The following is a 25,954-nucleotide window of genomic DNA, read 5'->3' as shown; positions in this document are numbered from 1 at the left end:
GGCTTATTTTATCCGCTTGAGCGCCTCTTTTACCACCATTTCCACGGCCATGTCGGGTTGTTCCTGTAAGATGGCCGTCACGACTTTGGCCGTCGGTGCCGGCGAGAATCCGAGCATTGTGAGCGCGCCTACAGCCTCGTCCTTCACTGCAGCGTTGACCGATGGAGCGCCTCCGCTCTGTGTACTGACGTGTAGTTCGTCGGCTATGCCGCTGGCTATGATTTTGTCTTTCAGGTCAACGATGATGCGTTGGGCCGTCTTGAGGCCGATACCTTTCACGCTCTTGATCATCCGTTCGTCGCCCATGGCGATGGCGTTGCATAGCTCGGCCGGTGTCATCGACGAGAGCATCATGCGCGCCGTGTTGGCTCCGACGCCCGATACCGTGATCAGCAAGCGGTAGAGGGCCCGCTCCTGCTTGCTCTGAAAGCCGAAGAGCGTGAAACTGTCGTCGCGACCGCCTGTCACCAACGACTCATGTACGAACAATTTCACCTGCTGTTTGCCTTGGATGGCACTGTAAGTCGTCAGTGAGATGTTGAGCGCGTAACCCACCCCCGCGGCTTCTACCACGGCAACAGCCGGCGTAAGATCCGCGAGTTCGCCCTTGATATATTCAATCATAAGTTCTGTTTTTGTATATATACAAAACAATAACGTATCGCTATGGGCAAATATTGTATCAGCGTGAGTGTAATGTCAAAAAAAACTACAGATTATTTTGTTCTTTTTTCTGCTCCAAATAGAAGCGAACCATGGCTGTCGTAGTGGTTTTATGATCTGTTTGAGAGGCGATTAAAGACATTCGTGACCCTTTTATCGCCTCAAAGCAGCCCTTTGAGCCTGTCAAAGCACTGCGATTGGAGGCTCAAAAGGCTGCAATGAAAGGCTCAAAAGGCTGCTTTGAGCGGCCTATTGTGCGACGATCAGTGGCGCTTTTTTTGTAATCTGCTGACTATCAGCGCGTTGCTACAACGCCGTATTTTTAAGAATTTCGCACCGTTCTTCGATTTCTGGCGAATAACGCAGCCATTTGAAGGCTTTTGTAAAGAAAATTCGTAGTCGTTACGGATATGAAGAAGGGTTGTACTTTCTTGTTTTCGCATAAGCCGGCAATATGAAAGACGAATCCTGGAAAATGCTATGAAATCATCATAAACAGGCAGCTCGGTACTAATAAATTGTGATTATGTAGTATAAATAACCAAAAAAGAAAAACATGTTGCTGGTCAATTCGTCAAATTACACTACTTTTGCCGTTACAAAAATCAAAATCAGTAATAGTAAAGTATATATTATGAGGAAGATTAGAGCAGCCGTCGTAGGTTACGGCAACATTGGTCATTACGCGGTGGAAGCGCTCGAAGCGGCTCCCGATTTCGAGATTGCCGGCATTGTACGTCGCCGGGGCGATAAAGATAAGCCTGCCGAACTGGCAGCCTACGCCGTTGTAGATGACATTGTCAAACTTTCCGACGTTGACGTAGCCATTCTGGCCACACCGACACGTTCATGTCCCGAGTATGCCGAGAAGATTGTAGCCATGGGTATCAATACAGTTGACAGTTTCGACATCCATACCGATATTCTCGATTACCGCACTAAGCAGATGGAAAACTGCAAGAAGGCCGGTAAGGTGAGCGTTATTTCAGCCGGATGGGACCCTGGTTCGGACTCCATTGTACGCGTGTTGATGCAGAGCTTGGCTCCCAAGGGACTCACCTATACCAACTTCGGTCCGGGCATGAGCATGGGCCATAGTGTTTGCGTGCGTGGTAAGCAGGGGGTGAAAGACGCTCTCTCTGTTACCATTCCATTGGGTGAGGGTATTCATCGCCGCATGGTTTACGTGGAATTGGAAGAAGGCGCCACGCTGGATCAGGTGACAAGCGAGATAAAGGCCGATCCCTATTTCGCGCACGATGAGACGCACGTGTTTGCGGTAAACTCTGTTGACGAAGTGAAAGACATGGGCCACGGCGTTAATCTGATACGCAAGGGCGTGAGCGGAAAGACCCAGAACCAGCGTTTCGAATTTAATATGAGTATCAATAATCCCGCCCTGACCGCTCAGGTGCTTGTCAATGTGGCGCGCGCTTCGCTGCGTCTGGCGCCGGGATGTTACACCATGCCCGAAATTCCGGTCATCGACATGCTGCCTGGAACCCGCGAGGAAGTTGTCGCCACGCTGGTGTGAGCGGAGTTGTAGCGTAGTGAGAGCGTTGGGATGAATGACTTGTTCGGCTTATCAACGCTGAGGGGTATTCTTCCTGATGGCTCTGTGAGTACGAAAACAAAAAAGATAAAAACTATTCGAAAGGTTTCTGGCCGTTTAACTTGATGTGCCGGTTGATAAGCAGATGGATGGCGATGTAGACACAGATGTCTATGATCGCCATTACTGTTATATTGCAGGTGGTCAGAATATAGACTATCATGTTGAGAGCAACGAAGCCAATCGCCAGAAAGGTAATCAGTATGAGGGTTTGATGCTGTGTCATGCCCGTGCGCATAATCTTATGGTGGATGTGATTCTTGTCCGATTGGAACAAGGGACGGCCATTTCGCAAGCGTGCCAGAATGATACGGAACACGTCGAAGCAAGGAACGATGAGCAACGAACATATCAACATCCTGTTTTCGCTGTAAAATGGCGCGACATCGGTGTTGTTCATGGAGAACTTGACGAACAGAAATGCCAGCGCGTAGCCCAGCGTCAGACTACCGGAATCGCCCATGAAAATCTTCTTCTTGTGACATTCGCTAAGGAAAAGATTGAAATAGAGATAGGCTACGAGCACCCCCATAAGTCCGGAAATCATGATGCAATACACCCAAAGTGTCTCACGGATGAAGCAAAACAGGTAGCCGCTCAACGCAATGAGCGTGAGACTGGCGGCCAGTCCGTCGATTCCGTCAATCAGATTGAAAGCATTGATAATTAGAACGATGATAAATATTGTCAGCAAACCACCCACCACGGGAGGTAACTGATGGATGCCGGCCAGTCCGTACAGGTCGTTGATGTAGAGACCGCTCAAAGGTAGCAGGGCCGCCGATAGTATTTGAACCAAAAACTTCAGCTTGGCGTTGAGGCCGATCAGGTCGTCAATGACGCCGGTTATGTAGATAAGACCGATTCCTACTATGAATGAATAGGTCCAAAGACCCACACGTAACGGATTTGTACCTTCCATATACTTGAATACGAATATGGAAAATAAAAAGGCAAGAATCATGCTGGGCAGGAACGCAATGCCACCGAGACGGGGTGTCGCTCGCCGGTGTACCTTGCGTGCGTTAGGCAAATCATAGAGTTTATGGGCCTTGCAAAAGTTCAAGATAGCAGGAATGAAAAAGAATCCGCAGCAGAGGCTGAAGAGAAAAGAAGCTATTACGGATAGCGTATATATCGTATTGTCAACCATGAAAAATATCTATCAGAAAGTAACGGAACGTTGATGAAAAATGTCTGTTTCATCAAGCACTTTTATAAAAGAACTGATAAGTAGACTATTTTATTATAAATCATATAGATTTATTTTGTTTATTTTTTTTTAATGCTTATCTTTGTTTGGTATTTTGTTAATAATAAATCACCTGAAATGAAACAACAGCACGTATGGTTAGCTTTTGCCTTGGCCTTCTTGCCACTATCTTCAAAAGCTCAGATTGACTCCATAGCCATTGCTAAGGACGTAGACGGAAATCCAGTTAAAATGGCTTCGATTGACTTGAAGCACACTTGCTACTCGTTGTCGGTATCGCCCGACGGCAGGACCGTGGCCGTAAAACTGCGCAAGCGTGAGAAGGACGCTTGGGCCAACAGCGGCCAGATCAGCCTGATTGACAAGACCACGGGAACCACCGGTTGGATATTGCCGATGAAATTCAGCAGAACCGAAGCGCTGGCGCGCCTCTCCAACGCACCGGCAGGTAAGTCGATGACGGACCACATGAAGCTCACGTCACGGGGATTGCTCGTGCAGGACGAAGGGAAACTGAAACTCATGACCGACGCTACGACCGAGAAGTGGAACACGAAACTTATCCCTCTTTATATAGATGAGGCTAAGGACGTGATTGTGGGCTATCGATCGGCTACGGCGGCGAAGCTGCGAGGTGTCAGTCTGTCTACAGGTCAAGAGCTGTGGGTCAGCAACGTGAAGCACGAACTGAACTGGGGATGGAACGACATGCAGGTGGTAGGCGACTCACTGCTGATGGTAGCGGCCGACGACATGAACTTCATCAATATCAAGACGGGTAATCTGCGTCGTTATGACGCCGCTACGGGCAAGGTAGATGTGGGTAGCGTGCTCCTGCAAAGCTTGGGCGCAGTGGCTATGGGCGCGGCCATGGGGGCGATCGGCGGCTTCTATACATACTATGTGCCCTATGTCGGTGCCAACGTAACGTCGCACACATGTTCGAATATAGCCACCGACGGCACCTATTATTACTTTGCCGACAAGGCCGGCGTGAGCTGTTACGACGCGCAGGCGCAGCAGGTGTGGACCACGGCATTTGATAACAAGGATGGTTCTTATAGCCAACTGACGGTGAAAGACGGCAAACTCTATCTGCTCAACTATGGTGTGGGCCTGAAAGGCGGCATGATGATGAAGAAATACGGTAAGACTTTTGCGGCCGTACTCAATGCGGCCGACGGGCAGCTGCTGTCAAAGGACGAGCTGGAACCGTGGGATAAGAAGGTTTATGGCCGGCCCGTATCGATTCCTTATGTCAAGAGCTACACCTTCCGCGACGTGGACAAAAAGCTGACACCGCTGGAGTTCGACGCAGACCGTAGTGTCGTTATCACTGATAAAAATAAAATTCTGATTGTCAACAATAAGCTGCAAGTGGAAGAAACCTTCCCGGTCGCTAATCACTACGACATATATCAGCACCATGGAAAATACTCGTTTGTAGGTACCCATTCAAAAAATGGTTTCGACTTTTGGATTGTCGATGATGATGGAAACGCGAAACTCAATTTCACGGAACCTGTTCAGGCGGCCGATCTACAGGGCGATACGCTCTATCTGCTGTCGGGCACGAGGCTGCTATGGATGAAGTTGGACGACAATGCTGACAGATGAACCGATTATTAACAAAAAAGAAGATAATCATGCGTAAACTTTTTCTTGCAATCGCGTTGCTGGCAGGATTGTCAACGGCGCAAGCACAAGTGTTTCAACAAGCCAGAAATGCGGACAGATCGGGTAGTTCCTATATGGAAGACGCCAGCGAAATGGTGGCACCGGGCGTGAAACCCTACGTAAAGGCGGGTGTCGTTGCGTCCGATTATGTAGGCGAGAATACCGGCGGTGTAAAGGATTTATTGGGCTTTATGGCTGAGGCAGGACTTCAGATTCCGTTCAAACTACGCTGTTTCGCTTTGCAGACAGGCTTGCGTTACATTCAGAAAGGCGCGAAAGGGCCATGGGAAGATAATATGAATGATATGGCAAGCATGCATCAGAACGTGCTGGAAATACCCGTTCTCTTTACGATGTTTCTGCCGGCGGGCCGAAAAGGTGGCGTCAAACTCGGTATGGGCTGTTTTGCCTCGTATGGTATCGGGGGTAAAGTGGTCCATGGCTCACAAGAATACAATACCTACGGAATACCTGGTTTCAACATGCGTCGTTTCGATATAGGCCCGGCAGTAGAAGCAGGATATGAAACTCGTCATTTTGCGGCAACGCTTGGGATAGAAACGGGCGTAGTGAATGTGCATAAGGAGTTGGGCAATGTCCGGGCACGTGCGTTCTACCTGACGGTCGGTTACATATTCTAAACGATTGCGCAAGGTTCTTATATAATAAAAGGAAACTTGTACCGTTATCATCATATCACAATGTTGATGATGACATGAATTTCAAGCAATTTATCTATTTTGCTGCTTTGTGCGCATGGCCCTTGATGAGTCATGCGCAATATGCGTGGCAGGAGGGAGTGGAAGCGGGAAAGCTGAATCTCTCGAAAGATATTCAATACAAGATAGAAGCCCAAGCCTCCGTGGCTAAGGGCACAACGCCGTTGTGGCTGAATGCCAACCGCTACGGGCTGAGTTCGCTGGAACAGAACAACGGTTATCTGCGAATGGGAGTGGAACGTGCCTTGCGGAGCGACTCGGCACGACGTTGGGCCGTAGGCTATGGACTGGATGTCGTGGCGCCGATAAACTATACCAGTAAGGCTGTTGTGCAGCAGGCATTTGTAGAAGCACGATGGTTGCATGGCGTGCTGACGGTGGGTAGCAAGGAATTTCCCATGGAACTGAAGAATAACCGGCTGAGCAGTGGCTCACAGACGCTGGGCATCAACGCGCGACCGGTGCCCCAGGTGCGCTTGGCGTTACCCGAATATTGGGTGCTGCCCTTTGCCCACGACTGGTTGCGGCTGAAGGGACACATCGCCTTTGGTAAGATGACAGACGACAACTGGCAGCATAACTTCGTATCAAAAACGGAAAAGTACGCCGATGACGTGCTCTATCATAGCAAGGCCGGTTATCTGATGATTGGCAATCCCGATCGTTTTTATCCCTTTTCGATAGAACTTGGTCTGGAAATGGCTACCACTTTCGGCGGCACGATCTACCGACCGGGAGAGGATGGCACGACAACGGTGCTGCGAGGGGGTACGGGATTAAAGGATTTTTGGCACGCGGTGGTGCCGGGCGGCTCTGATGTTGAGGAGACAACGTATAAGAACGCGGAAGGCAATCAGTTGGGTTCGTGGCTCATGCGCGTCAATTATGATGCCGACAGCTGGGGCTTGAGCCTTTATGCCGACAAATTTTTTGAAGATCATTCGGGCATGTTCTTCTTGGATTATGACGGCTACGGCGAGGGTGAAGAGTGGAATGTGCGGAAGAAAAAACGCTATTTCGTATATGACCTGAAGGATATCATGCTGGGCGTGGAGGTAAGGTTGAAGAATAACCGTTGGATCAGTCAGCTGCTTCTGGAGTATTTATATACGAAATATCAAAGCGGGCCTGTTTACCATGACCATACTCCGGGCATGTCCGAACACATCGGTGGGCAGGATGAATATTATAATCATGGTATCTATACGGGCTGGCAGCACTGGGGACAGGCTATCGGCAATCCGCTCTATACGGCTCCCTTATATAATAAGGATGGTATACTTCGGTTTAAGAATAATCGTTTTGTAGCCTGGCACCTGGGAATTAGCGGCGAACCGGCGGAGAGATGGAATTATCGTTTGTTGGCCACTTATCAACATGGTTATGGCACTTATGGTAAGCCTTTCGTCAAACCGCATCATAATGTCAGCGCGCTTTTGGAAGTGTCGTACCATTTGGGACGCCAATGGATGGTGCGGGGAGCTTACGGAATGGATATGGGTGGATTGTTGGGACATAACTATGGTGGCCAGTTGACTATTGTCAAAACAGGAATTTTAAAGTAGACGAGATGAAAGAACTATTGACCTACATGCTTGGAGCATTTTCTATATTATGTGTGTTGGCGTCATGTGATTTGGAACATAGCGACAATGGTGATCTGGATGGCTACTGGCATGTTATGCGTATCGACACACTTGCGACAGGTAAAAGCTGCGATAAAAGTCATGAACGGATGTATTGGGCTATACAGGGGAAACTGTTGAACTTGACAGGAGGCAACTTGCGTGTTTTCTTTTATTTTACGTATGAAGACAATAGATTGACGGTTTATAACCCTGTGCTTGACGATCGCCTTAAAGGAGATCCTGTTCTGACGGATGAAAAGGGGGTAGAGGACTATGGAATTTCGGGGCAGGGAGAAGCGTTTACGATAGAACAATTGTCGAAAAAGCAGATGGTATTGAAAGGAAATATGTTCCGTATCCGTTTGAAAAAGCAATAGTATGAAAGTGTCTGTTATCACGGTGACCTATAATAGTGCCAAAACAATATTGGATACGATGTGTTCTGTGCTGGCTCAAACCTATAAAGATATAGAGTATATTATTGTAGATGGTCTATCCAGTGATGGTACGATAGAAATTATTCAGAGCCTTGAAGATCGGTTTAATGGTCGTTTGAAATATATTTCCGAACCTGACAAAGGCATTTATGATGCAATGAATAAGGGAATAGCCATGGCTACAGGGGATGTCGTGGGAATATTAAATTCTGATGATTACTTTACAAGCAGTGATGTAATTTTCAAGGTTGTAGCAGAATTTACACAATATGACATTGACGCTGTTTTTGGTGATATTCATTTTATCTATGACGGTCAACCTGATAGAGTAGTTCGTTATTACTCTTCTAAGGCTTTCCGACCCTTTTGGTTAAGATTTGGATTTATGCCGGCTCATCCGTCGTTATATTTAAAACATCAGTTATACAAAGAAGTAGGTGAATATAGTACGGATTATATGATAGGATCGGATTTTGAAATGATGGTGCGACTATTCAAACGCCGAAGAATTAGATATCATTACCTATCTCTAGACTTTGTTACGATGCGAATGGGAGGTGTCAGTACCAGAGGTATTCGAAGCCGATGGACACTCGTCAAAGAAGATGTACGGGCATGTAAGGAAAATGGTATCTATACGAATAGGTTGTTTATTGCTTTAAAATATTTGTATAAAATATGGGAATATAGATTCGGATAGCCATTTATTTCCATAGTTGACGTAGTTTCCGAATCAGTATCATCTTCTCTTTCTTTTGTAAAAGAAATAACCATGTAAACCCGATAATAGCCAAGTCGCTGACAATAAAGTTATAAATAACTCGAACAAACGAAGCGTTCATCGTATGTTTGAGCAGAAATGAAAGCATACAGGAGACGAATGTGATGGCCATCAGTGGACTGATGGTCTTTAACAAATAACGTTTGATATTAAAATGCTCATATCTCCAAGTGAAAAATAGATAGACGAAGAATGAGATGATATTGGCAAGAAGAATTTCCCAAAAAGCACTGTATGCAGGAAAACCAAGTTTGAGGGTTATATATACAATAATTAGTGACAGTAGCATAATGATACCGCTATAGCAGTTACCTTCTCTAATCTTTCCAATGGCCCTGAAAACAATCAGTAAAGATTGTGTGAGAGTCTGGACTAAGGCAGAATATAAGATGATGATGGTAAACGTGGCAGTTTCGGAAGGATAAGAATGAGTACCCAACCAAAGGTTGAGCAGATAGTTGATCTCTGCGGTTGCAGGTGCGACGATTAATAAGATGAGAACAAAAGCGTATTTCCCGACAGTGAAAGTCAAATTAAAGGTTTCTTCTTTCTTGCCTTCTGAATAGAATTTCACGATCCGTGGTTCCGGAGCAGTCAGAAAATTGCCAATCAGCGTATTGCAGGCAACTTGGGCTTGTACGCTAATGGCACGTGCGGCATTAACGATAGGGCCGAAAAAGAGATTCAATATAATGTTGATACCTTGTGTCTGGCCAGCATACGATAAACTACCAATCAGTTCCCAAGTAGAATAGGATAGCAGTTCGGTATATATTTTCTTCGATTTGATGAATCTGAAACGGCATTCTTTATATTTTCTGAGCGTGTAATATCTTAAAAAAAGCTGGACAAGGATTTTCTCTGCCATCAGTCCTGCTGCATAGAATATAAGTCTGTCTATCGGGGACAATTGGATCAAATAACCAATCACAAGAATCATCAAGGCTTCTAATAGTCCTATGTATGCGTATATTTTCATGTTCTCGTGGGCAATTAGAGAGGCATTGTAGGGTACTTGTGTAACCGTAAATATCATTGTAAAAATACTGAACTGGTATACCCACATGGCTGCATGAAAACGATGGGAAGGAATAACCATTTGTGTAGAAACAAACCATAGACCAATGGTTTGAAGAATAAAAAGCAATATAATAGCCAACCCTATGTGAAGATTTAGGGATGTTGAGAATATCTGATTCAATTTCTGTTGATTCCCTCTTCCTAATTCATAAGCGAGGTAGCGTGCTGTGGCTGCGCTGAGAGCCATATTGAAAAACAAAAATATAGTGACAACACCGCCGACGACATTAAAAAGTCCGTAATCTACAACCCCTAATGCACGCAGTACAATCCTTGAAGTGTATAGCGTCACAAGCATTACAATTCCCATTCTTAGATAAAGGAATAATGTATTTTTGGCGATGGTAGAATGATAGTTGTCCATACTTGTTTTTCTTATTCTTGTCTTCTTAGCTTATACTCTTTAATATGTATTGTATGAGGTGATCATAACTGAATCGTTCTATAGTATATCGATGTATCTTTCCAGAGAGTTCGTATCGTTCCTGAGGATGTTTCAAATAGTATTTTATCTTGTCTATACCTTCGTCAATGCCCTTAAAGCTGACGAGCTCTGGATTAATGGGTAGAAGCTTATGAAGAATAGGACGGTAATCTACCAATTGGAAAGCGCCACAACCATTGGCTTCAAAGAATCTACAATTTACAGATTCAATCTCAGCATAGTGCATTTGGTTAAATACAATCTTCGCCCCATATAGTAATGCGGCCTTCTCGCACCCCATAATATACTTGTTTTTAAAAGCTCTATCTAACGAATGGTCATAAAAGCGATTGGGTCTTATGCCATATATACTTAATTTGATATTTGCGTCAAGAATGTGTTTAAGCATTTTTGAGCGATATGGATATATCGTGCCATAGGTCATGACATCTATATTAGCTTCAGATTCTGCGTCTTGTTTGGGCTTGTTGGGTTTTTTATGAATCCTTTGATTGAAAGCTTCATAATACAGAATGGCATTTAACTTCATATTTTTTCTCATGAAGTTGACGATATATGGATCTTTAGTAAACCAAGCATCATAATCTGACATAAATACCTGTTGATATTCAAATGTAGTAATGGCGTCAGGATTTATATGAATGATTCTGCTCTTTGTTTCTGTCTTGATCGTAGAAATCAGCGTCGGATGTATGAATCTATATACGCAGATGACAAGTTCCGGTTGCCAATCTATTACTTTTTGAGCTATTTTACGAAAAATCTTTTGATCATAATAATCAGAATATTTCCTCATGAGTTCATCTGCTTTGATTCCATATTTATTCTTCGTGAATAGATAATCATGGAGATCGAAGATGGCTGCTTCATGACCAATATGTAGGCAGGCGTCCCAAAGGTTGTATTCCATGGAATCATATCCCTTTGAACCAATGATAGCAATTCTCATATTAAATTATTTTCTAAATTAAATTTACATATACTTTCATATAACTTCAAATAGCCTTTTGTCATTAAATCCCATGTATATTTCTGTGAGTTTTGTAGTCCTTTGTCGACAAAGTCCTGATAAAGCTTGGATTCCTTTAATAAAAGAAGCTTGGCTAAAATCTCTTCTTTTGAAACATGATGGAGCAGTAGTCTCGTATCGCCAATAATCTCCGTGATAGACGAGCCTTCTTTTGCAATGACTGGACAGCCTGCACGCTGGGCCTCAATGACAGGTAATCCGAATCCTTCATACGAAGAGGGATAAAGCAGGCACAGGGCTTCATTATAGCGTTTGTTGAGCTCTTGGTTACTTATCGTCCCGATATAATGGTATTTTATTCCTACAGCAACAAGCTTTTTCTTTTCTTTTTCTGTCAGTGGTTTACCAACAATAACCAATGGTAAATTTGCTTTGGCAAGTGGATGTAGTATGGATTCAAAGTTTTTGTATCCCTTACGTTGTCCAACAAATAATACATAATTCTTCTTTTGAATATCTGGCAAAGGGCGAAAGGCCTCGTCGACGCCATTGTAAATGACATGTATCTTAGCAGGATCTACATCAGGAAGAAAGCGTAACAAATCGTTTCGAGTGTTATAGGATACACATACAATACAGTCTGAATGGCGGATGGCTCTGTGCTTTTGCCAACAATGCAGTAATTTCTTCAGTAGATTCGTCTCAAACAGTTCATAAGTAAAATCATGAACCGTTGTTACGTTGATTGCTTGTTTATTATGACAGGTTCTGAAGTAGCTACTATGGAAGATAAAAGGCTCTTTAATTTTAATAATAGGATTCAAATATCGCCTAATTTTAAAGGCGAAATTACTTCTCTTGTCTATCAGCTTTGAGGGAATATTCAGCGTCTTACGTGTGATATTCCGCTCTGTTCCGGAATATTCGATACACGTTACGTTGAAACTCGTTTTGAGCATGCGTTTCAATAAATGCCCCCATACAACCGATATTCCACCTGATTGTTGCCAAGTAAATATAATATTGTCATATACGATTCTCATAGTAAGCTTGTGTATAAGTCCTTATATTGCTTTGTAATCTTTTCTACAGAAAACCTTTTTATATTTTCCTTTCCTGCCCGAATCAGTTGTTGGCGGAATGTTTCGTCTTGTATAATTTTTAAAAAACCGTTCTTAATTGAAGTCTCGTCTGTAGGGTCAACCAAACAGGCGCCACCGTTCGCAATTTCTGTCATGGGGGCTATGTTGGATGTTAATACTGGACGGCCCACGGCTTGCCCCTCGACAATCGGCATACCGAAGCCCTCGTAAATAGAAGGAAATGATACGATGTCAGCAAGTTCGTATTCTTTTCGAAGCATTGCATCACTGATATTTTGCTTTTGTATATAAATGATATTATTTGTTTCTAATATAGTTTGAATATGCTTATCAATCGCTCCGATAATTACCAATGTACAGGGAACTCCTATCAAAGCCTTTATGACCCTTTCCAAGTTTTTGTTCCATGTGGTACCGACATGTAATATTCTTGGATTATTGCTATTAAATGCCTTTTCCGTATATCTGAAATTGGTGTCTACAGCGTTATATATAATATGTATTTTCTCTTTGGGCATAGTAAAATTCGTACTTAAATCCTTTGCTACGGTTTCCGATATGCACGTGACGGCTTTGGCATATCTGATTGGAAGTTGAAACCACAGTTGTTTATAGATGGCATGTTTCAGCCCCGTTGAATTATGGAGCAGCACCAAATCATGGATGGTTAAAATATTCCTCTTTCCCTTTAATGCCAAAAGAAAATAGTGTGGCCCTCCTGTCATGTGAATAACTCCGTTTCCCTTCACATGATTTCTAATCCATATCAGGTTGTATAGGATACTTATCGGGGTGGCCCTATGGCGTGGAGCTTCTATTACGGCTGCATTGTCAAACTGCGCAATAACAGGACGGAATACCTTGTGAATGCTGAATCCCGACAATCTGTTTCGCATTAAGAATGTAATATTATATGTATTTCCGCTCATAATTCGTATTGATAAATAAACCCTTATAAGGCTCAAAATAATCATTGCCTTCTCCGTAGTTCGAAAAACCCTTATAGATGTTTATGGTACAGTATAGGGAAAGTAGTAGCATTAAAAATAATTTGCCGTAGTTATTTTTGAAAATACTGATCGCATAGGGTATTATAAACATTTCCGCCAAATTGTAATAGAGCAGGCCGCGAGCTACAATAATCTGAAGTACGGTACCATTAAACACCAGATAAGACATCGTACTGATGATATAGAGATTTAATAGCAGTGTATATTTACGCTCATTGCATCCCTTGTCAACTTTCTTGTCAAAAAGAAATAATAAGACAAGCCATATCATCTTCCGTAGAAACGATAGGATGGTTATCATGAAGTTCGTCTCTGTATCTTGATTTGTATAGATTTCTATTTTCTCTCCAGATACACTGTCTGTTCCTGTCAGTAGCGCCAATTCGTTACCAAATGTATTGATAATGCTTGACATGGTTATGATAAGACACAGAATATAACCTATCAAAATATATCTCCTCTGTATTTTGTGTCCTAAAAGCAATGTTGGGAGGGCAAGAAAGGCTGTTCTGTGAAATAAAGTCGCCAACAATATTAGTAACAAAGCCATTTTCCATTCTCCTTTTTGCTGGTATAGTAATGAAATCGCGAATATAGCCATTGCTAAGAATTGGCGGTTCATTCCCATGAAAGGAACCGTTAGCATGTAGAATAGTAACAGGGAAATAAATGGATAGTCCGAAATCTTGAAAATTACATAGAAGAAAATAGAGTAGAAAAGAAGGGCATGGATGACTAAATAAACGCTATAATCTTCTGTCAGTAGCCTAATTCCTCCCATCAACAACATATATCCGGATTCAAAAGCCCCTGTGTAGCTGCCGTTATTGTCGTTCCAGAAGTTTTCAAATGCCTGTAGGTATGCAGTCCAGTCAGAGCCCGTTTCCCATCTGAAACCATCATGAATGACTAGAAATATAAAGCAGAAGAATGCGAACGGTACTTTATATTTCTCAATGGTTTCGCGATTAAAAACTTCTATATATGCGAAGACCGATAGAAGGAGAATTGTAATAAGATACATTATCGGTTATCGGTTTTTTTACGAAGCTTTGAAGATTATCCGGAAACTTGTGAGAACTGTCGCAATGAAGGTAAAGCCCAGAAGTATTGATATTCTCTTTGGACCTGATTTCTTCAAGGGAACAGATGCAGGCTGTATCTGTGTGAATGCGGGAGTACGCTCCTGAACTTTTGCCCTGGCAACTTGCACCTGCTGTACCAACTGGTTATAGATGTTGTATCTCAGTTGCATGTTGTTTTCCATCTCATCTTGCTTGGTACGAAAAGAAACCATCACGACGTCTTCGTTGGTATCGGCATAAGCTGCATATCTCTGTTGTGACCTCGTGTATTCTGCTTTTGCTTCTCTGACAAGTTTTTCGGCATATTCCAAATCGTTTCGGGCCTTCTTCGTTCGATACGCAATGACATATTCTTGCAATCGTTGTTGAACGGAATCCGCCATCATTGCCGATATTTTTGGATCCTGGGCTGTTACGGAAATGGTTATCAAACTATTTTTTTTATCAACACTGCATTTCAGCATATGATTAATTTTCTTCACAATATCATCTTGTTCTTCTGTAAGCTGGAAGAGATTAATGGCTTTTCCTGTATATACTTTTGTGCGTGTGTGTTTGAAAATCGATATGAAACCACCAGTTAGTTTATCCCACCATGTGGTCTTTTGTCTGGTTTTTAGATAATTGTATAATGTAAGATCTTTTATGGAAGAGTCCAAAGAGGTTACCTTTACATCAAACAAACCAATAGTGAATGGACTGGAACTGATGATTTTCGGATATATCTCGGGATAGATTGCGTCAACGGATGAACCTGTTTCCTTGCCGATATTGACGCCGACCATGGATGCAAGGTCTGTAAGATTCTGCGATAATCCGCTACCATTGCTGATTTCGGGAGCAAGTATAACGTCGGTAGTATATGTTTTAGGAATGCTGAACGCAACGATAATACCTGCAATAATGGATATCCCCCATGCTATAAAAAACATTTTCTTCTGAGACCATAACGTTCTGAATATTTGCAACAGGTCTATCTTGTCTTCTTTAGTATCCATCCTTTTTAACTTTTTAAAAATAAAGTTTTGTTAACGTTTCCCTATTTTGTCAGGTTCGCTATCGTCGCGATCATGGCGGCAATACTGGCGACGCTGGAGCCGATTCCGAGCCATTGGCCCAGCGTGTTACCGTTGGATTTAGGCTTACTGGGCACGACGATTTCGCAACCGGGTTGTACCTTGGCGTTGTGACTTACGCGGGCTACAGTTCCATTCATATATATAATAAAGGTGCGGCTCTTCTTGGCACGGTTGCCCCAACCTCCTGCCTGGTCGATATACCAGTCCGGACGCTTACCCTTGGTGTAGGTGATGGTATTGGGGTACATCACGTCGCCGCTGATTTTAACCGTACCCGTGTATTCGGGAATGATGACGCGGTCGCCTTCGCGCAACACGACATCGTAGTCGCTGCCCGGATGAGCCATGGCTTTGTCGAGTTCAATGCCTACAGGGTAGGAAGTCGACAGTTGCAGCATAGCCGCATTCAGACTGTCTTTCTGTCCCACCTGTGCCTCAAGCAAGCGTGTGACGGTCTGAATGCGCCCCTGCTCATCGGCGGAGGTCCGTCGGATGAGACGGGCTCCTTTCACGTAAGCCAGGTCGGTCAGCCCACCGGCCTTGCGGATGACGTCACTCAGCCGTTCGTTTTTTGATGAAAGCGTATAAACGCCGGCAAACATGGCTTGTCCTTCTATCGTAATGTTACGCTGCGTGGAGTAGCCGGGACTGCGGCGCACGTACACTTCGTCATACGGCATGAGCTTGAAGCCCTGCTCGCCGTCGATGACAAAACCGTCTTTCAGGCTGAATGAATAAGTCCGGGCTATTATACTGTCGTTCTTGACGGCTTTGGGATTGCTGATCCTGCGGGCCACGTCCACTTTGATGGTAGACGCGGCGTCCTTCAATCCGCCGGCCTGCAGCACGATGTCTTCTATCGTCTCGTCGTCGGCATAGCGGTATATGCCCGGATAATGCACCTCACCGTGAATCGTAATGGTCCTTTCCTGCATCATGTCGCTACGTGTCGGAATGAAGAGAACATCGTTCTCGCGTAACGGCATGTCGGCCGCCGTACCGTTCAGAATGCCGGCCACGTCGATGGGTATGACTCTCAGTGTGCGGTCTTCTTTCATGCGGTGCATCACGGCATGGGCTGTAAAGGCATTCTCGGTGACGCCTTCCGCGTGTTCGATGAGCGAGCGTACGGTGTTGATGCGGCTGCCGATGTTGTAAAGTCCGGGACGGAATACGGCCCCTTTGATTTCTACCGTATTCTTATAGCGTGGCAGAATAGAGTCTACGGTTACGGAATCGCCGTCGGCTATACGGAAATTGCCGAAGTCGAACTCGTCTACATTGAACACCGAATACTCGCGTCCGTTTTTCCGTTTTACCCGAATGCTCTTTCGATAGGCGTTCCCCATGAAGTCGCCGGCATACTTCAGCAGCGAGGCGAGGCTTTCGCTCTTCTTCATTTCGTAAAACATAGGGCGTTTCACCTTGCCTTCTATCTTTACCAAGCTGTCATAGGGGCCTATGATGATAACATCGCCATCGGCCAGTCGGATGTTGCCGCTCATCTTGCCGTTCAGTATGTAGTCGTAGATGTCGACCACGGTCACGAGTCGGTTGTTGCGATATACTTTTATATTGCGCAACGTTCCCAAATCATTCGTGCCTCCGGCCATGTAGAGCGCCTGAAAAACGGTGGCGAAAGCCGACAGCGTGTAAGTGCCGGGAGTCTTCACCTCACCCATCACGTTGATGGTGATGGTCTTCGTTTGTCCGACGGTGAGTCTCACTTTGCTGCTGCTGTAGCGGGCGCCAAGCGTAGATCGCAGCCGGGCATTGGCTTGCGCCACGGTCAGTCCGCTCACCTGCACAGGACCGAATCCTTCGACAGTGATGTCGCCATCGGGCGACACCGTGGCGTCTATCGTTTTCTGCGAAGCGCCATAGATGTCGATGATAACGGCGTCGCCCGGCCCCAAACGGTAGTTCTGCGGGGTGGCGATGTTCATGTTGGGTTCAAAGCTCAGCTGTTTATTATTGAAGATGTCGCGTCCGAATACCTGGTTTTCCCGATTGCGCTCGGCCGACAGTTGGGCGGAATCTGTGGGTAATATGCCATTGAGTTCATTTTTCATATCCCCCTGCCGCTTGTCCAAGTCGCTTTCCTGCATGGCCGTGATTTGCATATCGGTGGTAGTCTTTTGCTTGGCAGCCTGCTGCTTGGATTCACCATTATTTTGGCGCAGGCGGTTATCAGCCTGGTTGCCGTTTTTGTCAGCCAGCATCCCCAGTCCTTTGTTATCCTTCAACCGTTCATAGCGTTTCTTCACTCTTCTGATTTGATTGATGTCCACGCCACTTTGCATTAGCTTGGTCACGATTTGTGCCTGCGATTTGCCGGCAGCGTGTTCGCGCGTAATGGTTGCCATGACCTGTTCGTCGGTCATGGTCGACTGAGCGGATAGTGATAGAGAAGACAGGATGGATATAGCGAGTATGAGAACAGCTTTTTTCATATTGTGTAGAGTTATTTTCTGTCAGATTTTCTTTCCTTGAATGAGTGTTGCTACTGTCTTTACCAGTATTTCCAAATCGAGCCACAGGCTGCGGCGCTGCAGATAGGCTAAGTCCATCTTCATGCGGCGTATCATCTTCTCCAAACTGTCGGTATAGCCGTTATAGAGCGAGGCCTCCGACGTAATGCCGGGGCGCATTCGGTAGATTTGCTCGTAACGCTTGTCCACAGCCAGAATTTGGCGGATGAAATACTGTCGTTCGGGACGCGGACCCACAAACGACATGTCTCCCCGCAGCACGTTCCACAGCTGGGGCAGTTCGTCGAGGTGATGGCTCCGCAGAAATCGCTCCAGACGGGTTGAACTGTTACCGTCGCACTTTGCTATCAGTTGCGGCCCTTGCTCTTCTATCTCACTGCTCATCGTGCGAAACTTGTAAATCGTGAAAGACTTACCGTGATAGCCGACGCGCTTCTGTCGGAAAAAGATAGGACCGTTGTGCTGACATTGCAGGAGCACCGTGATGATGATGAACGCCGGAAGCAGCAATACCAAGCCCGTTGCGGCCAATAATACGTCGATCAGACGTTTGATGGCCAGTTCTGTGGGGCCCATGCCGTCGCTTGTTGAAGTTATGCTTTGGGTGTCCATTTTTCTACTTTTTAGCCTTGAAGCTATATATATAACTCAATCTGTGGTAGATTGTTGTAAAAGTACTAAATTTTCTTTATAATCGGGTTTTGTAAGCGTTATAAATCGCTTGTTTATGCCATTTTGTCTGTTGTTTTTGCCAAAATGACACGCAAAATAATGCTGGTATGTATGTTGCCTTTTAAAGATCGTAGCGTGATAGAAGCGCTACGACAAGATAAAATAAAACAAATTTTTAAATAAACAGGAGGTAATGATTATGACACCGGTAATGTACACGAATGATTGGATTTCAAAAGCGTTCAATGATTTCTTTAAAAGCGATTATATGCCGCGGGCCAATGCCACGGCACCGGCTATCAACGTAAAAGAGACACCGCGGGCTTATGTGGTAGAATTGGCTGCTCCGGGCGCCGGCAAGGAGGACTTCATGGTGAATATCAATGATGAAGGCAATCTTACGCTCAAGTTGGAGCGCAAGGAGGATGAGCAGGAAAGCAACAAGCAATACCACTATCTGCGTCGTGAGTTCAGCTATACGAAATACGAGCAGACGCTTATCCTGCCCGACGACGTAGACAAAGAGAAGATTGCGGCCAAAGTGGAGAATGGCGTGTTGATCATCAACCTGCCAAAGGTGGATGAGCAAAAGGTGAAAGTGCAACGCGCGATCGCGATCGAGTAGGCCGACAGCCCGGTTGACGGGTGAATAAGTTGACGAGATAACGAGTCGATAGTCACGAAACCGGCAAGCAAACCATAGGTTTGTCTGCCGGCTTTTTTTTATTTTCCAACTTTCTGACTTTAGCCGGCCGCATGTCATGGAGGTGGAAATGTAATTTTTTTATCACGCGAAAACGACCTTTTCAATTTGGTCATCTGGAATTGAAATGAGGGTTGATGGGCTTTGAAATGACGATTGGCGGACGATAAAATCGCGAAAGCAGTGCTTTGACAATGCAAAAGCAGCCCTTTTAGTCGGTCAAAGCACTGCTTTTAGCGCGTCAAAGGGCTGCTTTTACACGCTAAAAGGGCCGCGATTGGAGGCTCAAAGCATATACAATAAGCGACCAAAAACGCGTGAATCGGACTGTCAAAAACATAACACACTGACTCACAGACGTTTGCAAAATCGCATTTCCTTGCGTTATTTCCAACCAAAAGTAAATCGTTCGGCTACAAGTCAAGTTTTTTGATGCCTTTTGTAAAAGTTCTTCCGAATCATCCAAACAGCCTTTCACGGTCGTCACGCCCATGCCTTCTCTTTTTTTCAGCCATATATTCTTTCTTTAGTGCTTTTTTATTATCTTTGCATGAATATAAGACGTAACTCCGGTTGCTGCCATTTGCCCGCGAGACAGGGTCTGAGCCATCGCCTCACGGCAACCGTTTACCTGCGGCTTATTATACTTTAGACAAATAAACACAGATGGATCCCAAGGAATTTAAGCTACTGAACAAGATAAAATATCCATCCGATTTACGGAAATTTACGACTGAACAACTGCCCGAAGTTTGCAGGGAACTTCGTGAGAATATCATTCAGGAGGTCAGCGTCAATCCCGGTCATTTCGCGTCTTCATTGGGAGTAATAGAGATTACCGTAGCTTTGCACTACGTGTTTAACACCCCTTCCGACCGTATCGTGTGGGACGTGGGGCACCAGGCCTATGGACACAAGATATTGACAGGGCGCCGTGAGCAGTTCGGTACGAACCGTAAATTCCGTGGAATCGCCCCTTTCCCCACGCCTACCGAAAGCGAATACGACACGTTTACCTGCGGACATGCCAGCAACTCCATATCGGCGGCGCTCGGAATGGCCGTTGCCGCCGAGCAACAAGCCACTGACGACCCGTCCGCGGCCAACCGCCATGTGGTAGCCGTGATTGGCGATGGTGCTATGAGTGGAGGTTTGGCATTTGAAGGACTCAACAACGTTTCGAGTACGCCTAACAACCTGCTCATTATTCTCAACGACAACGACATGTCGATCGACCGTGCCGTGGGTGGCATGGAGCAGTATCTGCTGAATCTCGACACCAACGCCACCTATAATAAACTGCGCTTCAAGGCCAGCCGATGGCTACATAGCAAAGGCTATCTCAACGATGACCGACGCAAGGGGCTCATCCGTCTGAGCAACGCTTTGAAGAGCGCGCTCAGCCATCAGCAGAATATCTTCGAGGGCTTGAATATCCGTTACTTCGGACCTTTCGACGGCCACGACGTAAAAAATATCGTGCGGGTACTCAATCAGCTGAAAGATATGAAAGGTCCCAAGCTGCTTCATCTGCATACAACCAAAGGGAAGGGCTATAAACCGGCCGAACGACAGGCCACGGTATGGCACGCTCCGGGTATGTTCGATCCCGTGACAGGGCTGCGCAAGGTACAGAATACCGACAACATGCCACCTAAATTTCAGGATGTCTTCGGCCATACGCTATTGGAACTGGCCCGGCAGAATCCCCGTATCGTGGGTGTGACGCCGGCCATGCCTACGGGATGTTCCATGAGTATCATGATGAAAGAAATGCCGGGACGTGTCTTCGACGTCGGTATCGCCGAGGGCCACGCCGTCACCTTTTCGGGGGGCATGGCCAAAGACGGCATGATGCCTTTCTGCAACATCTACAGTGCCTTTTCGCAGCGGGCCTATGACAATATCATCCACGACCTGGCCATCCTCAGCCTGCCTGTCGTCATCTGTCTCGACCGTGCCGGACTGGTAGGTCCCGACGGCCCTACCCACCATGGTATGTTTGATATGGCAGCCCTGCGGCCCATTCCCAACCTCACGATTGCCAGTCCGATGGACGAGCACGAAATGCGTAAACTGATGTACACGGCTCAGTTGCCCGGCAAAGGCACGTTCGTGATTCGCTATCCACGGGGCCGGGGATCACTCGTCGACTGGCGATGTCCGTTGGAAGAAGTGGAAATCGGCAAGGGGCGGAAGCTACGTGACGGTAGCGATGTGGCCGTGCTGACCATCGGTCCGATCGGTGTCGAAGTGGGAAACTTCATCGATGAGCTACAAAGCCGGCCCTCATCGCCTGTCACCCAACAGCCGACACTCAAGATAGCCCACTACGACATGCGCTTTCTGAAGCCGCTCGACGAGGACATGCTGTATGAAATCGGCCGGAAATTCAGCCGTATCATTACCATTGAAGACGGCGCACGAAACGGTGGCATGGGTACGGCCGTCTTGGAATGGATGAACGATCACGGCTTCACGCCGAAGATAACTCGTGTGGGCATGCCCGACCGCTTTATTGAACACGGAACCATTGAGCAGCTGAAACAGATCTGTGGTTACGACAAGGACAGTATTAAACAACTTTTAAAATGAAGATTATCATAGCCGGTGCCTACGCCATCGGAACTTATTTGGCCCAACTGCTTTCGCGCAACAACAACGACATCATTCTGATGGACGACAGCAGCGACCGCTTGGAACAGCTCGGAGCTGATCTCGACCTCATGACACTGTGTGCCTCCTGCACCAGTATCACGTCTTTGCGTGACGCGGGGGTTGAGAAAAGCGACCTGTTTATTGCCGTTACGCCCGATGAGAGTCGCAACATGACCAGCTGCACGTTGGCCAAGGCTTTGGGAGCCAAGAAAACGGTGGCCAAGATCGACAACTTTGAATATACACAACCGGAACTGGAACAGTTTTTCCGCACACTCGGTGTCACGTCATTGATCTACCCCGAAATGCTGGCAGCCAAAGACATCAACAACGGTCTCAAGATGAGTTGGGTACGCCAGCGATGGGATGTGCACGGCGGCGCCTTGGTCATGTTGGGTATCAAACTGCGCGAAACCAGTGAGATTCTCAACGAACCGCTCAAGAACATCAGTGGTCCCAACGATCCCTACCACGTAGTGGCTATCAAACGGGGCGACGAAACCATTATCCCAAACGGTAACGACGAGCTGAAACTTTACGATTTAGCTTATTTCATGACCACGCGCCAATACATTCCCTATATCCGAAAGATTGTGGGCAAGGAGCACTATGTCGACGTGAAAAACGTCATGGTGATGGGGGGCGGCCGCACGGCTGTGCGCGCCGTGAAGACCATGCCCGAATATATGGACGTGAAGATTATTGAAATCGACGACAAACGCTGCGAACATCTCAACGAATTGCTCAACGAGAAGCAGGCCATGGTCATCAACGGTGACGGCCGCGACATCGCGTTGCTCACCGAAGAGGGTATCAAGAACACACAGGCTTTCGTCGCCCTGACAGGCAATGCTGAAACCAATATTCTGGCTTGTCTCACGGCTAAGCGGTTAGGAGTAAGGAAGACCGTGGCCATGGTTGAGAACATGGACTACGTAAGCATGGCCGAGAGCCTTGACATCGGCACGATCATCAACAAGAAAGCCATTGCGGCCAGCCATATCTACCAGATGATGCTCGACGCCAATGTGCAGAACGTGCGGTTTCTCATGAATGCCAATGCCGACGTGGCCGAATTTATCCCCTCGGAAGGCGCCAAGGTGACAACCAAACCCGTGAAAGACCTGGGATTGCCCTACGGTGTCACCCTTGGCGGTCTGGTGCGCAACGGCGAAGGAGTCCTTATCTCGGGTAACACGCGAATCGAAGCGGGCGACTCCGTGATGGTATTCTGCCACAACGTCAACATGAAAAAGATTGAAAATCTGTTCAACTAATGATTAATCTGAAAACGATATATCGGGTACTGGGATCGTTGCTGATGATCGAAGCGTTGCTGTTGGCGTTCTGCTGTGTCATGGCATTCTACTACGGCGAAGACGATACGCTGGCCTTTACTATTACGGTCATATTCACCATGATAGCCGGCTTCACCCTTCAGCTGCTCGGCCGCAATGCCGATAACAGCATGTCGCGACGCGACGCCTATCTCGTCGTGACGTTTTCATGGATCACGTTCAGCGTATTCGGTATGCTGCCATTCCTCATCAGCGGTTATATCACGAATGTAGCTTCGGCCTTTTTTGAAACGATGTCGGGCTTTACGACCACCGGCGCCACCATCATCGACGACGTGGAAGTCCTCCCTCACGGGCTCCTGTTCTGGCGTTCGATGACGCAATGGATTGGCGGACTGGGTATCGTATTCTTCACCATCGCCATTCTGCCCTCCTTTGTAGGAGGTTCGGTGCGGGTGTTCGCCGCCGAAGCTACCGGTCCCATGAAGACAAGACTGCATCCAAGGCTCAGCACAAGCGCCAAATGGATATGGACAGTCTATCTGGTGCTGACCATAGCCTGCATGCTTTCGTTCTGGGGAGCCGGCATGAGCCTTTTCGACAGTGTGAACTATGCCATGGGAACGACCGCTACCGGCGGGTTTTCGACCCACAACGACAGTACCGAATTCTTTCACTCGCCCCTCATCGAATACTTGGGAACGTTTTTCTGCTTTCTGTCAGGCATCAACTTCACGCTTCTTTACACCTCGTTTATCAAGCTGAAGCCCTTCACGATATGGAAAAACACGGAGTTCAAGTTCTATCTGACTATGGCTGTCGGCTTTACGCTCTTCATCATGTTCGAACTGATGTGGCACAACAGCTACGACTTGGAGAAGGCTTTCCGTTGCGCCAGCTTTGAAGTGGTGTCGTTCATGACCACAACGGGCCTTTTCAACGACGACGCCGGCACTTGGCCACACGTCACCTGGGTGGTACTGGCCGCCTGTATGTTCTTCGGTGGCTGTTCGGGCAGCACCAGCGGAGGCTTCAAGAGCATTCGCGGCGTCATGTTGCTTAAGAACATCAAGAACGAGTTTACGCAGCTGCTACACCCCAACGCCGTCTTATCGATGAAAATCGACGGCAACAACGTGCCGCAACAGCAGCGTGTCACCCTGCTGGCGTTTCTCACGGTCTATCTGACAATATGTCTTATCTCGTCGTTTCTGCTCATCGCCTCGGGCATAGACAACACCAATGCCGTCACAATCATTCTCAGTTGCATCGGCAACGTGGGGCCGACATTGGGCCTTGAAATCGGTCCGACGATGAGTTGGTCCGAACTTCCCGACTACATCAAGTGGTTTTGCTCCATCATCATGCTCATCGGACGTCTGGAAATATTCTCCGTCCTCGTCATCTTTACGCCCACATTCTGGCAAGAAAGATAGTCGTATCCATTCATGTATCATCATATCATCCATATAAAACTTATATAAAATGCAACCCATCAAATTTAATCCTTTGCTAAAATCTACCTTATGGGGCGGTAACAAAATTATCCCATTCAAGCATTTGGACAGCAACCAAGAAAACGTTGGCGAGAGCTGGGAAATCTCCGGTGTATCTAATAACGAAACAATAGTCAGCGACGGCCAATTCAAAGGGCAGAAACTCAACGATGTTGTAGCCACGTTGAAGGATAAACTCGTAGGCACAGCCAACTACAAGCGCTTCGGCAACGAGTTTCCATTGCTCATTAAGTTCATCGATGCCCGTCAAGATCTTTCCATTCAGGTGCATCCTACCGACGAGATTGCCAAACAGCAAGGCAAGGAACGCGGCAAGACCGAGATGTGGTATATCATGGACTCTGACGCCGATGCCAAACTCTACAGCGGTCTGAAAATGCAGATTACGCCCGAACAATACAAGGAAATGGTAGAAAACGACACCATTTGCGACGCTTTGGCACAGTATAAGGTAAAAGCAGACGACTGTTTCTTCCTGCCGGCGGGCCGTATCCACGCCATCGGAACAGGCTGTTTCTTAGCCGAAATACAGCAAACGAGCGATGTTACTTACCGCATCTACGACTTCAAACGCAAGGATAAGGACGGCAACTATCGCCAGCTACATACCCAAGAAGCCTCGGAATGTATCAATTATAACGTGGAAAAGGATTATCGCACGGAATATACGCCCAAGAAAAACGAAGGCGTGAATCTCGTCAACTGCCCCTATTTCAATACGGCCGTCTATGATTTAGACGAGCCGATGACACTCGATTACAGCGAATTAGATAGTTTCGTGATTCTCATTGGCATTAAGGGCGAAGGCACAATCAAAGACAACGAGGGGAACGAAACGTCGCTCAAGGTGGGCGAAACGATTCTGATTCCCGCCACAACACAGTCGTTGAAGGTGGAAGGAACCGTAAAATTCTTAGAAACTTACGTGTAGAATATTCCCCGAAAGAAGAAAACCGAAAAGGAAACCAAACACTATCATACATTAGCCCCGAAGATTCTATGGTCTTCGGGGCTAATCATTTAAACCCAAATCGGTCATTAGAGAAGCATTGAAAAGTATTGCTGTCCGGTAAACATTTTTGTTATATAAAAGTTAAGGGCTAAAATCCTCA

The 25,954-nt window shown here is 46.3% G+C and carries 21 protein-coding genes; 11 read left to right on the top strand and 10 right to left on the bottom strand.

Annotated features, from left to right (window positions below; genetic code table 11):
* Positions 1-3: 3 nt before the first annotated feature.
* Positions 4-624: a Holliday junction branch migration protein RuvA gene (gene ruvA / locus JHU38_RS04315; protein WP_107583070.1), complete on the bottom strand. Its 621-nt coding sequence runs from the start codon at positions 622-624 to the stop codon at positions 4-6.
* 673 nt (positions 625-1,297) lie between these two features.
* Here ruvA and JHU38_RS04310 point away from each other — a divergent pair.
* Positions 1,298-2,197, top strand: a complete 900-nt coding sequence (locus tag JHU38_RS04310; protein ID WP_107583215.1) for a diaminopimelate dehydrogenase — start codon at positions 1,298-1,300, stop codon at positions 2,195-2,197.
* Positions 2,198-2,309: 112 nt separating this feature from the next.
* Here JHU38_RS04310 and JHU38_RS04305 read toward each other — a convergent pair whose 3' ends face one another.
* A complete protein-coding gene (locus JHU38_RS04305) occupies positions 2,310-3,428 on the bottom strand; it encodes an MraY family glycosyltransferase (RefSeq protein ID WP_107583072.1) in 1,119 nt (372 codons plus the stop codon).
* Between the two features lie 177 nt (positions 3,429-3,605).
* Here JHU38_RS04305 and JHU38_RS04300 point away from each other — a divergent pair, with 177 nt between their 5' ends.
* The 5 genes from JHU38_RS04300 to JHU38_RS04280 all read left to right on the top strand — a co-directional run bounded on the left by JHU38_RS04300 (position 3,606) and on the right by JHU38_RS04280 (position 8,649).
* Positions 3,606-5,105, top strand: a complete 1,500-nt coding sequence (locus JHU38_RS04300; protein ID WP_107583074.1) for a hypothetical protein — start codon at positions 3,606-3,608, stop codon at positions 5,103-5,105.
* 29 nt (positions 5,106-5,134) lie between these two features.
* On the top strand, positions 5,135-5,806 hold the full coding sequence (locus JHU38_RS04295) for an outer membrane beta-barrel protein (RefSeq protein ID WP_158267326.1): 672 nt from the start codon (positions 5,135-5,137) through the stop codon (positions 5,804-5,806).
* A gap of 74 nt (positions 5,807-5,880) precedes the next feature.
* The gene (locus JHU38_RS04290; RefSeq protein WP_199222681.1) at positions 5,881-7,449 is read left to right on the top strand and encodes a capsule assembly Wzi family protein; all 1,569 of its coding nucleotides are present in this window, start codon (positions 5,881-5,883) and stop codon (positions 7,447-7,449) included.
* Positions 7,450-7,454: 5 nt separating this feature from the next.
* Positions 7,455-7,889: a lipocalin-like domain-containing protein gene (locus JHU38_RS04285; RefSeq protein WP_107583078.1), complete on the top strand. Its 435-nt coding sequence runs from the start codon at positions 7,455-7,457 to the stop codon at positions 7,887-7,889.
* 1 nt (position 7,890) lies between these two features.
* Positions 7,891-8,649 (top strand): glycosyltransferase family 2 protein, encoded by a 759-nt coding sequence (locus JHU38_RS04280; RefSeq protein ID WP_107583080.1) that lies wholly within the window; start codon positions 7,891-7,893, stop codon positions 8,647-8,649.
* 4 nt (positions 8,650-8,653) lie between these two features.
* Here JHU38_RS04280 and JHU38_RS04275 read toward each other — a convergent pair whose 3' ends face one another.
* From JHU38_RS04275 to JHU38_RS04240, 8 genes are read right to left on the bottom strand one after another with little or no spacing between them, the layout of a single operon-like run.
* Entirely contained in the window at positions 8,654-10,174 is a 1,521-nt protein-coding gene (locus JHU38_RS04275) for an MATE family efflux transporter (protein WP_146157033.1), read from the bottom strand.
* A gap of 25 nt (positions 10,175-10,199) precedes the next feature.
* A complete protein-coding gene (locus JHU38_RS04270) occupies positions 10,200-11,204 on the bottom strand; it encodes a CgeB family protein (RefSeq protein WP_107583084.1) in 1,005 nt (334 codons plus the stop codon).
* Entirely contained in the window at positions 11,201-12,268 is a 1,068-nt protein-coding gene (locus tag JHU38_RS04265; RefSeq protein ID WP_107583085.1) for a glycosyltransferase family 4 protein, read from the bottom strand. Before JHU38_RS04265 ends, JHU38_RS04270 begins: the two co-directional genes overlap by 4 nt.
* Positions 12,265-13,257 (bottom strand): glycosyltransferase family 4 protein, encoded by a 993-nt coding sequence (locus JHU38_RS04260; RefSeq protein ID WP_158267327.1) that lies wholly within the window; start codon positions 13,255-13,257, stop codon positions 12,265-12,267. The genes JHU38_RS04265 and JHU38_RS04260 overlap by 4 nt, the downstream gene beginning before the upstream one ends.
* Complete coding sequence (locus JHU38_RS04255) at positions 13,238-14,362, bottom strand: EpsG family protein (RefSeq protein ID WP_107583089.1); 1,125 nt, start codon at positions 14,360-14,362, stop codon at positions 13,238-13,240. Before JHU38_RS04255 ends, JHU38_RS04260 begins: the two co-directional genes overlap by 20 nt.
* Before the next feature lie 18 nt (positions 14,363-14,380).
* The gene (locus JHU38_RS04250) at positions 14,381-15,421 is read right to left on the bottom strand and encodes a Wzz/FepE/Etk N-terminal domain-containing protein (RefSeq protein WP_107583091.1); all 1,041 of its coding nucleotides are present in this window, start codon (positions 15,419-15,421) and stop codon (positions 14,381-14,383) included.
* 41 nt (positions 15,422-15,462) lie between these two features.
* Positions 15,463-17,955 (bottom strand): polysaccharide biosynthesis/export family protein, encoded by a 2,493-nt coding sequence (locus JHU38_RS04245; protein ID WP_107583092.1) that lies wholly within the window; start codon positions 17,953-17,955, stop codon positions 15,463-15,465.
* Between the two features lie 21 nt (positions 17,956-17,976).
* Positions 17,977-18,606 carry a sugar transferase gene (locus tag JHU38_RS04240; protein WP_199222682.1) on the bottom strand — a complete coding sequence of 210 codons (630 nt, stop codon included), beginning with the start codon at positions 18,604-18,606 and terminating at the stop codon, positions 17,977-17,979.
* Positions 18,607-18,859: 253 nt separating this feature from the next.
* On the opposite strand from JHU38_RS04240, the gene JHU38_RS04235 reads away from it, so the two are divergent.
* The 5 genes from JHU38_RS04235 (at position 18,860) to JHU38_RS04215 (ending at position 25,773) form a co-directional block, all read left to right on the top strand.
* The gene (locus tag JHU38_RS04235) at positions 18,860-19,291 is read left to right on the top strand and encodes an Hsp20/alpha crystallin family protein (RefSeq protein ID WP_232369832.1); all 432 of its coding nucleotides are present in this window, start codon (positions 18,860-18,862) and stop codon (positions 19,289-19,291) included.
* Between the two features lie 744 nt (positions 19,292-20,035).
* Positions 20,036-21,964 carry a 1-deoxy-D-xylulose-5-phosphate synthase gene (gene dxs, locus JHU38_RS04230; protein WP_107583096.1) on the top strand — a complete coding sequence of 643 codons (1,929 nt, stop codon included), beginning with the start codon at positions 20,036-20,038 and terminating at the stop codon, positions 21,962-21,964.
* On the top strand, positions 21,961-23,304 hold the full coding sequence (gene trkA, locus JHU38_RS04225; protein WP_107583098.1) for a Trk system potassium transporter TrkA: 1,344 nt from the start codon (positions 21,961-21,963) through the stop codon (positions 23,302-23,304). Before dxs ends, trkA begins: the two co-directional genes overlap by 4 nt.
* Positions 23,304-24,761, top strand: coding sequence for a TrkH family potassium uptake protein (locus tag JHU38_RS04220; protein ID WP_107583100.1), 1,458 nt, complete (start codon positions 23,304-23,306; stop codon positions 24,759-24,761). The genes trkA and JHU38_RS04220 overlap by 1 nt, the downstream gene beginning before the upstream one ends.
* Positions 24,762-24,810: 49 nt before the next feature.
* Entirely contained in the window at positions 24,811-25,773 is a 963-nt protein-coding gene (locus JHU38_RS04215; RefSeq protein WP_107583102.1) for a type I phosphomannose isomerase catalytic subunit, read from the top strand.
* Positions 25,774-25,954 lie beyond the last annotated feature (181 nt).

It is taken from the genome of Prevotella illustrans, assembly GCF_017426725.1.
Lineage (GTDB): Bacteria > Bacteroidota > Bacteroidia > Bacteroidales > Bacteroidaceae > Prevotella > Prevotella illustrans.
The sequence above is the reverse complement of the archived record's forward strand: the minus strand, read 5'-3'. Positions and strand labels throughout refer to the sequence as shown.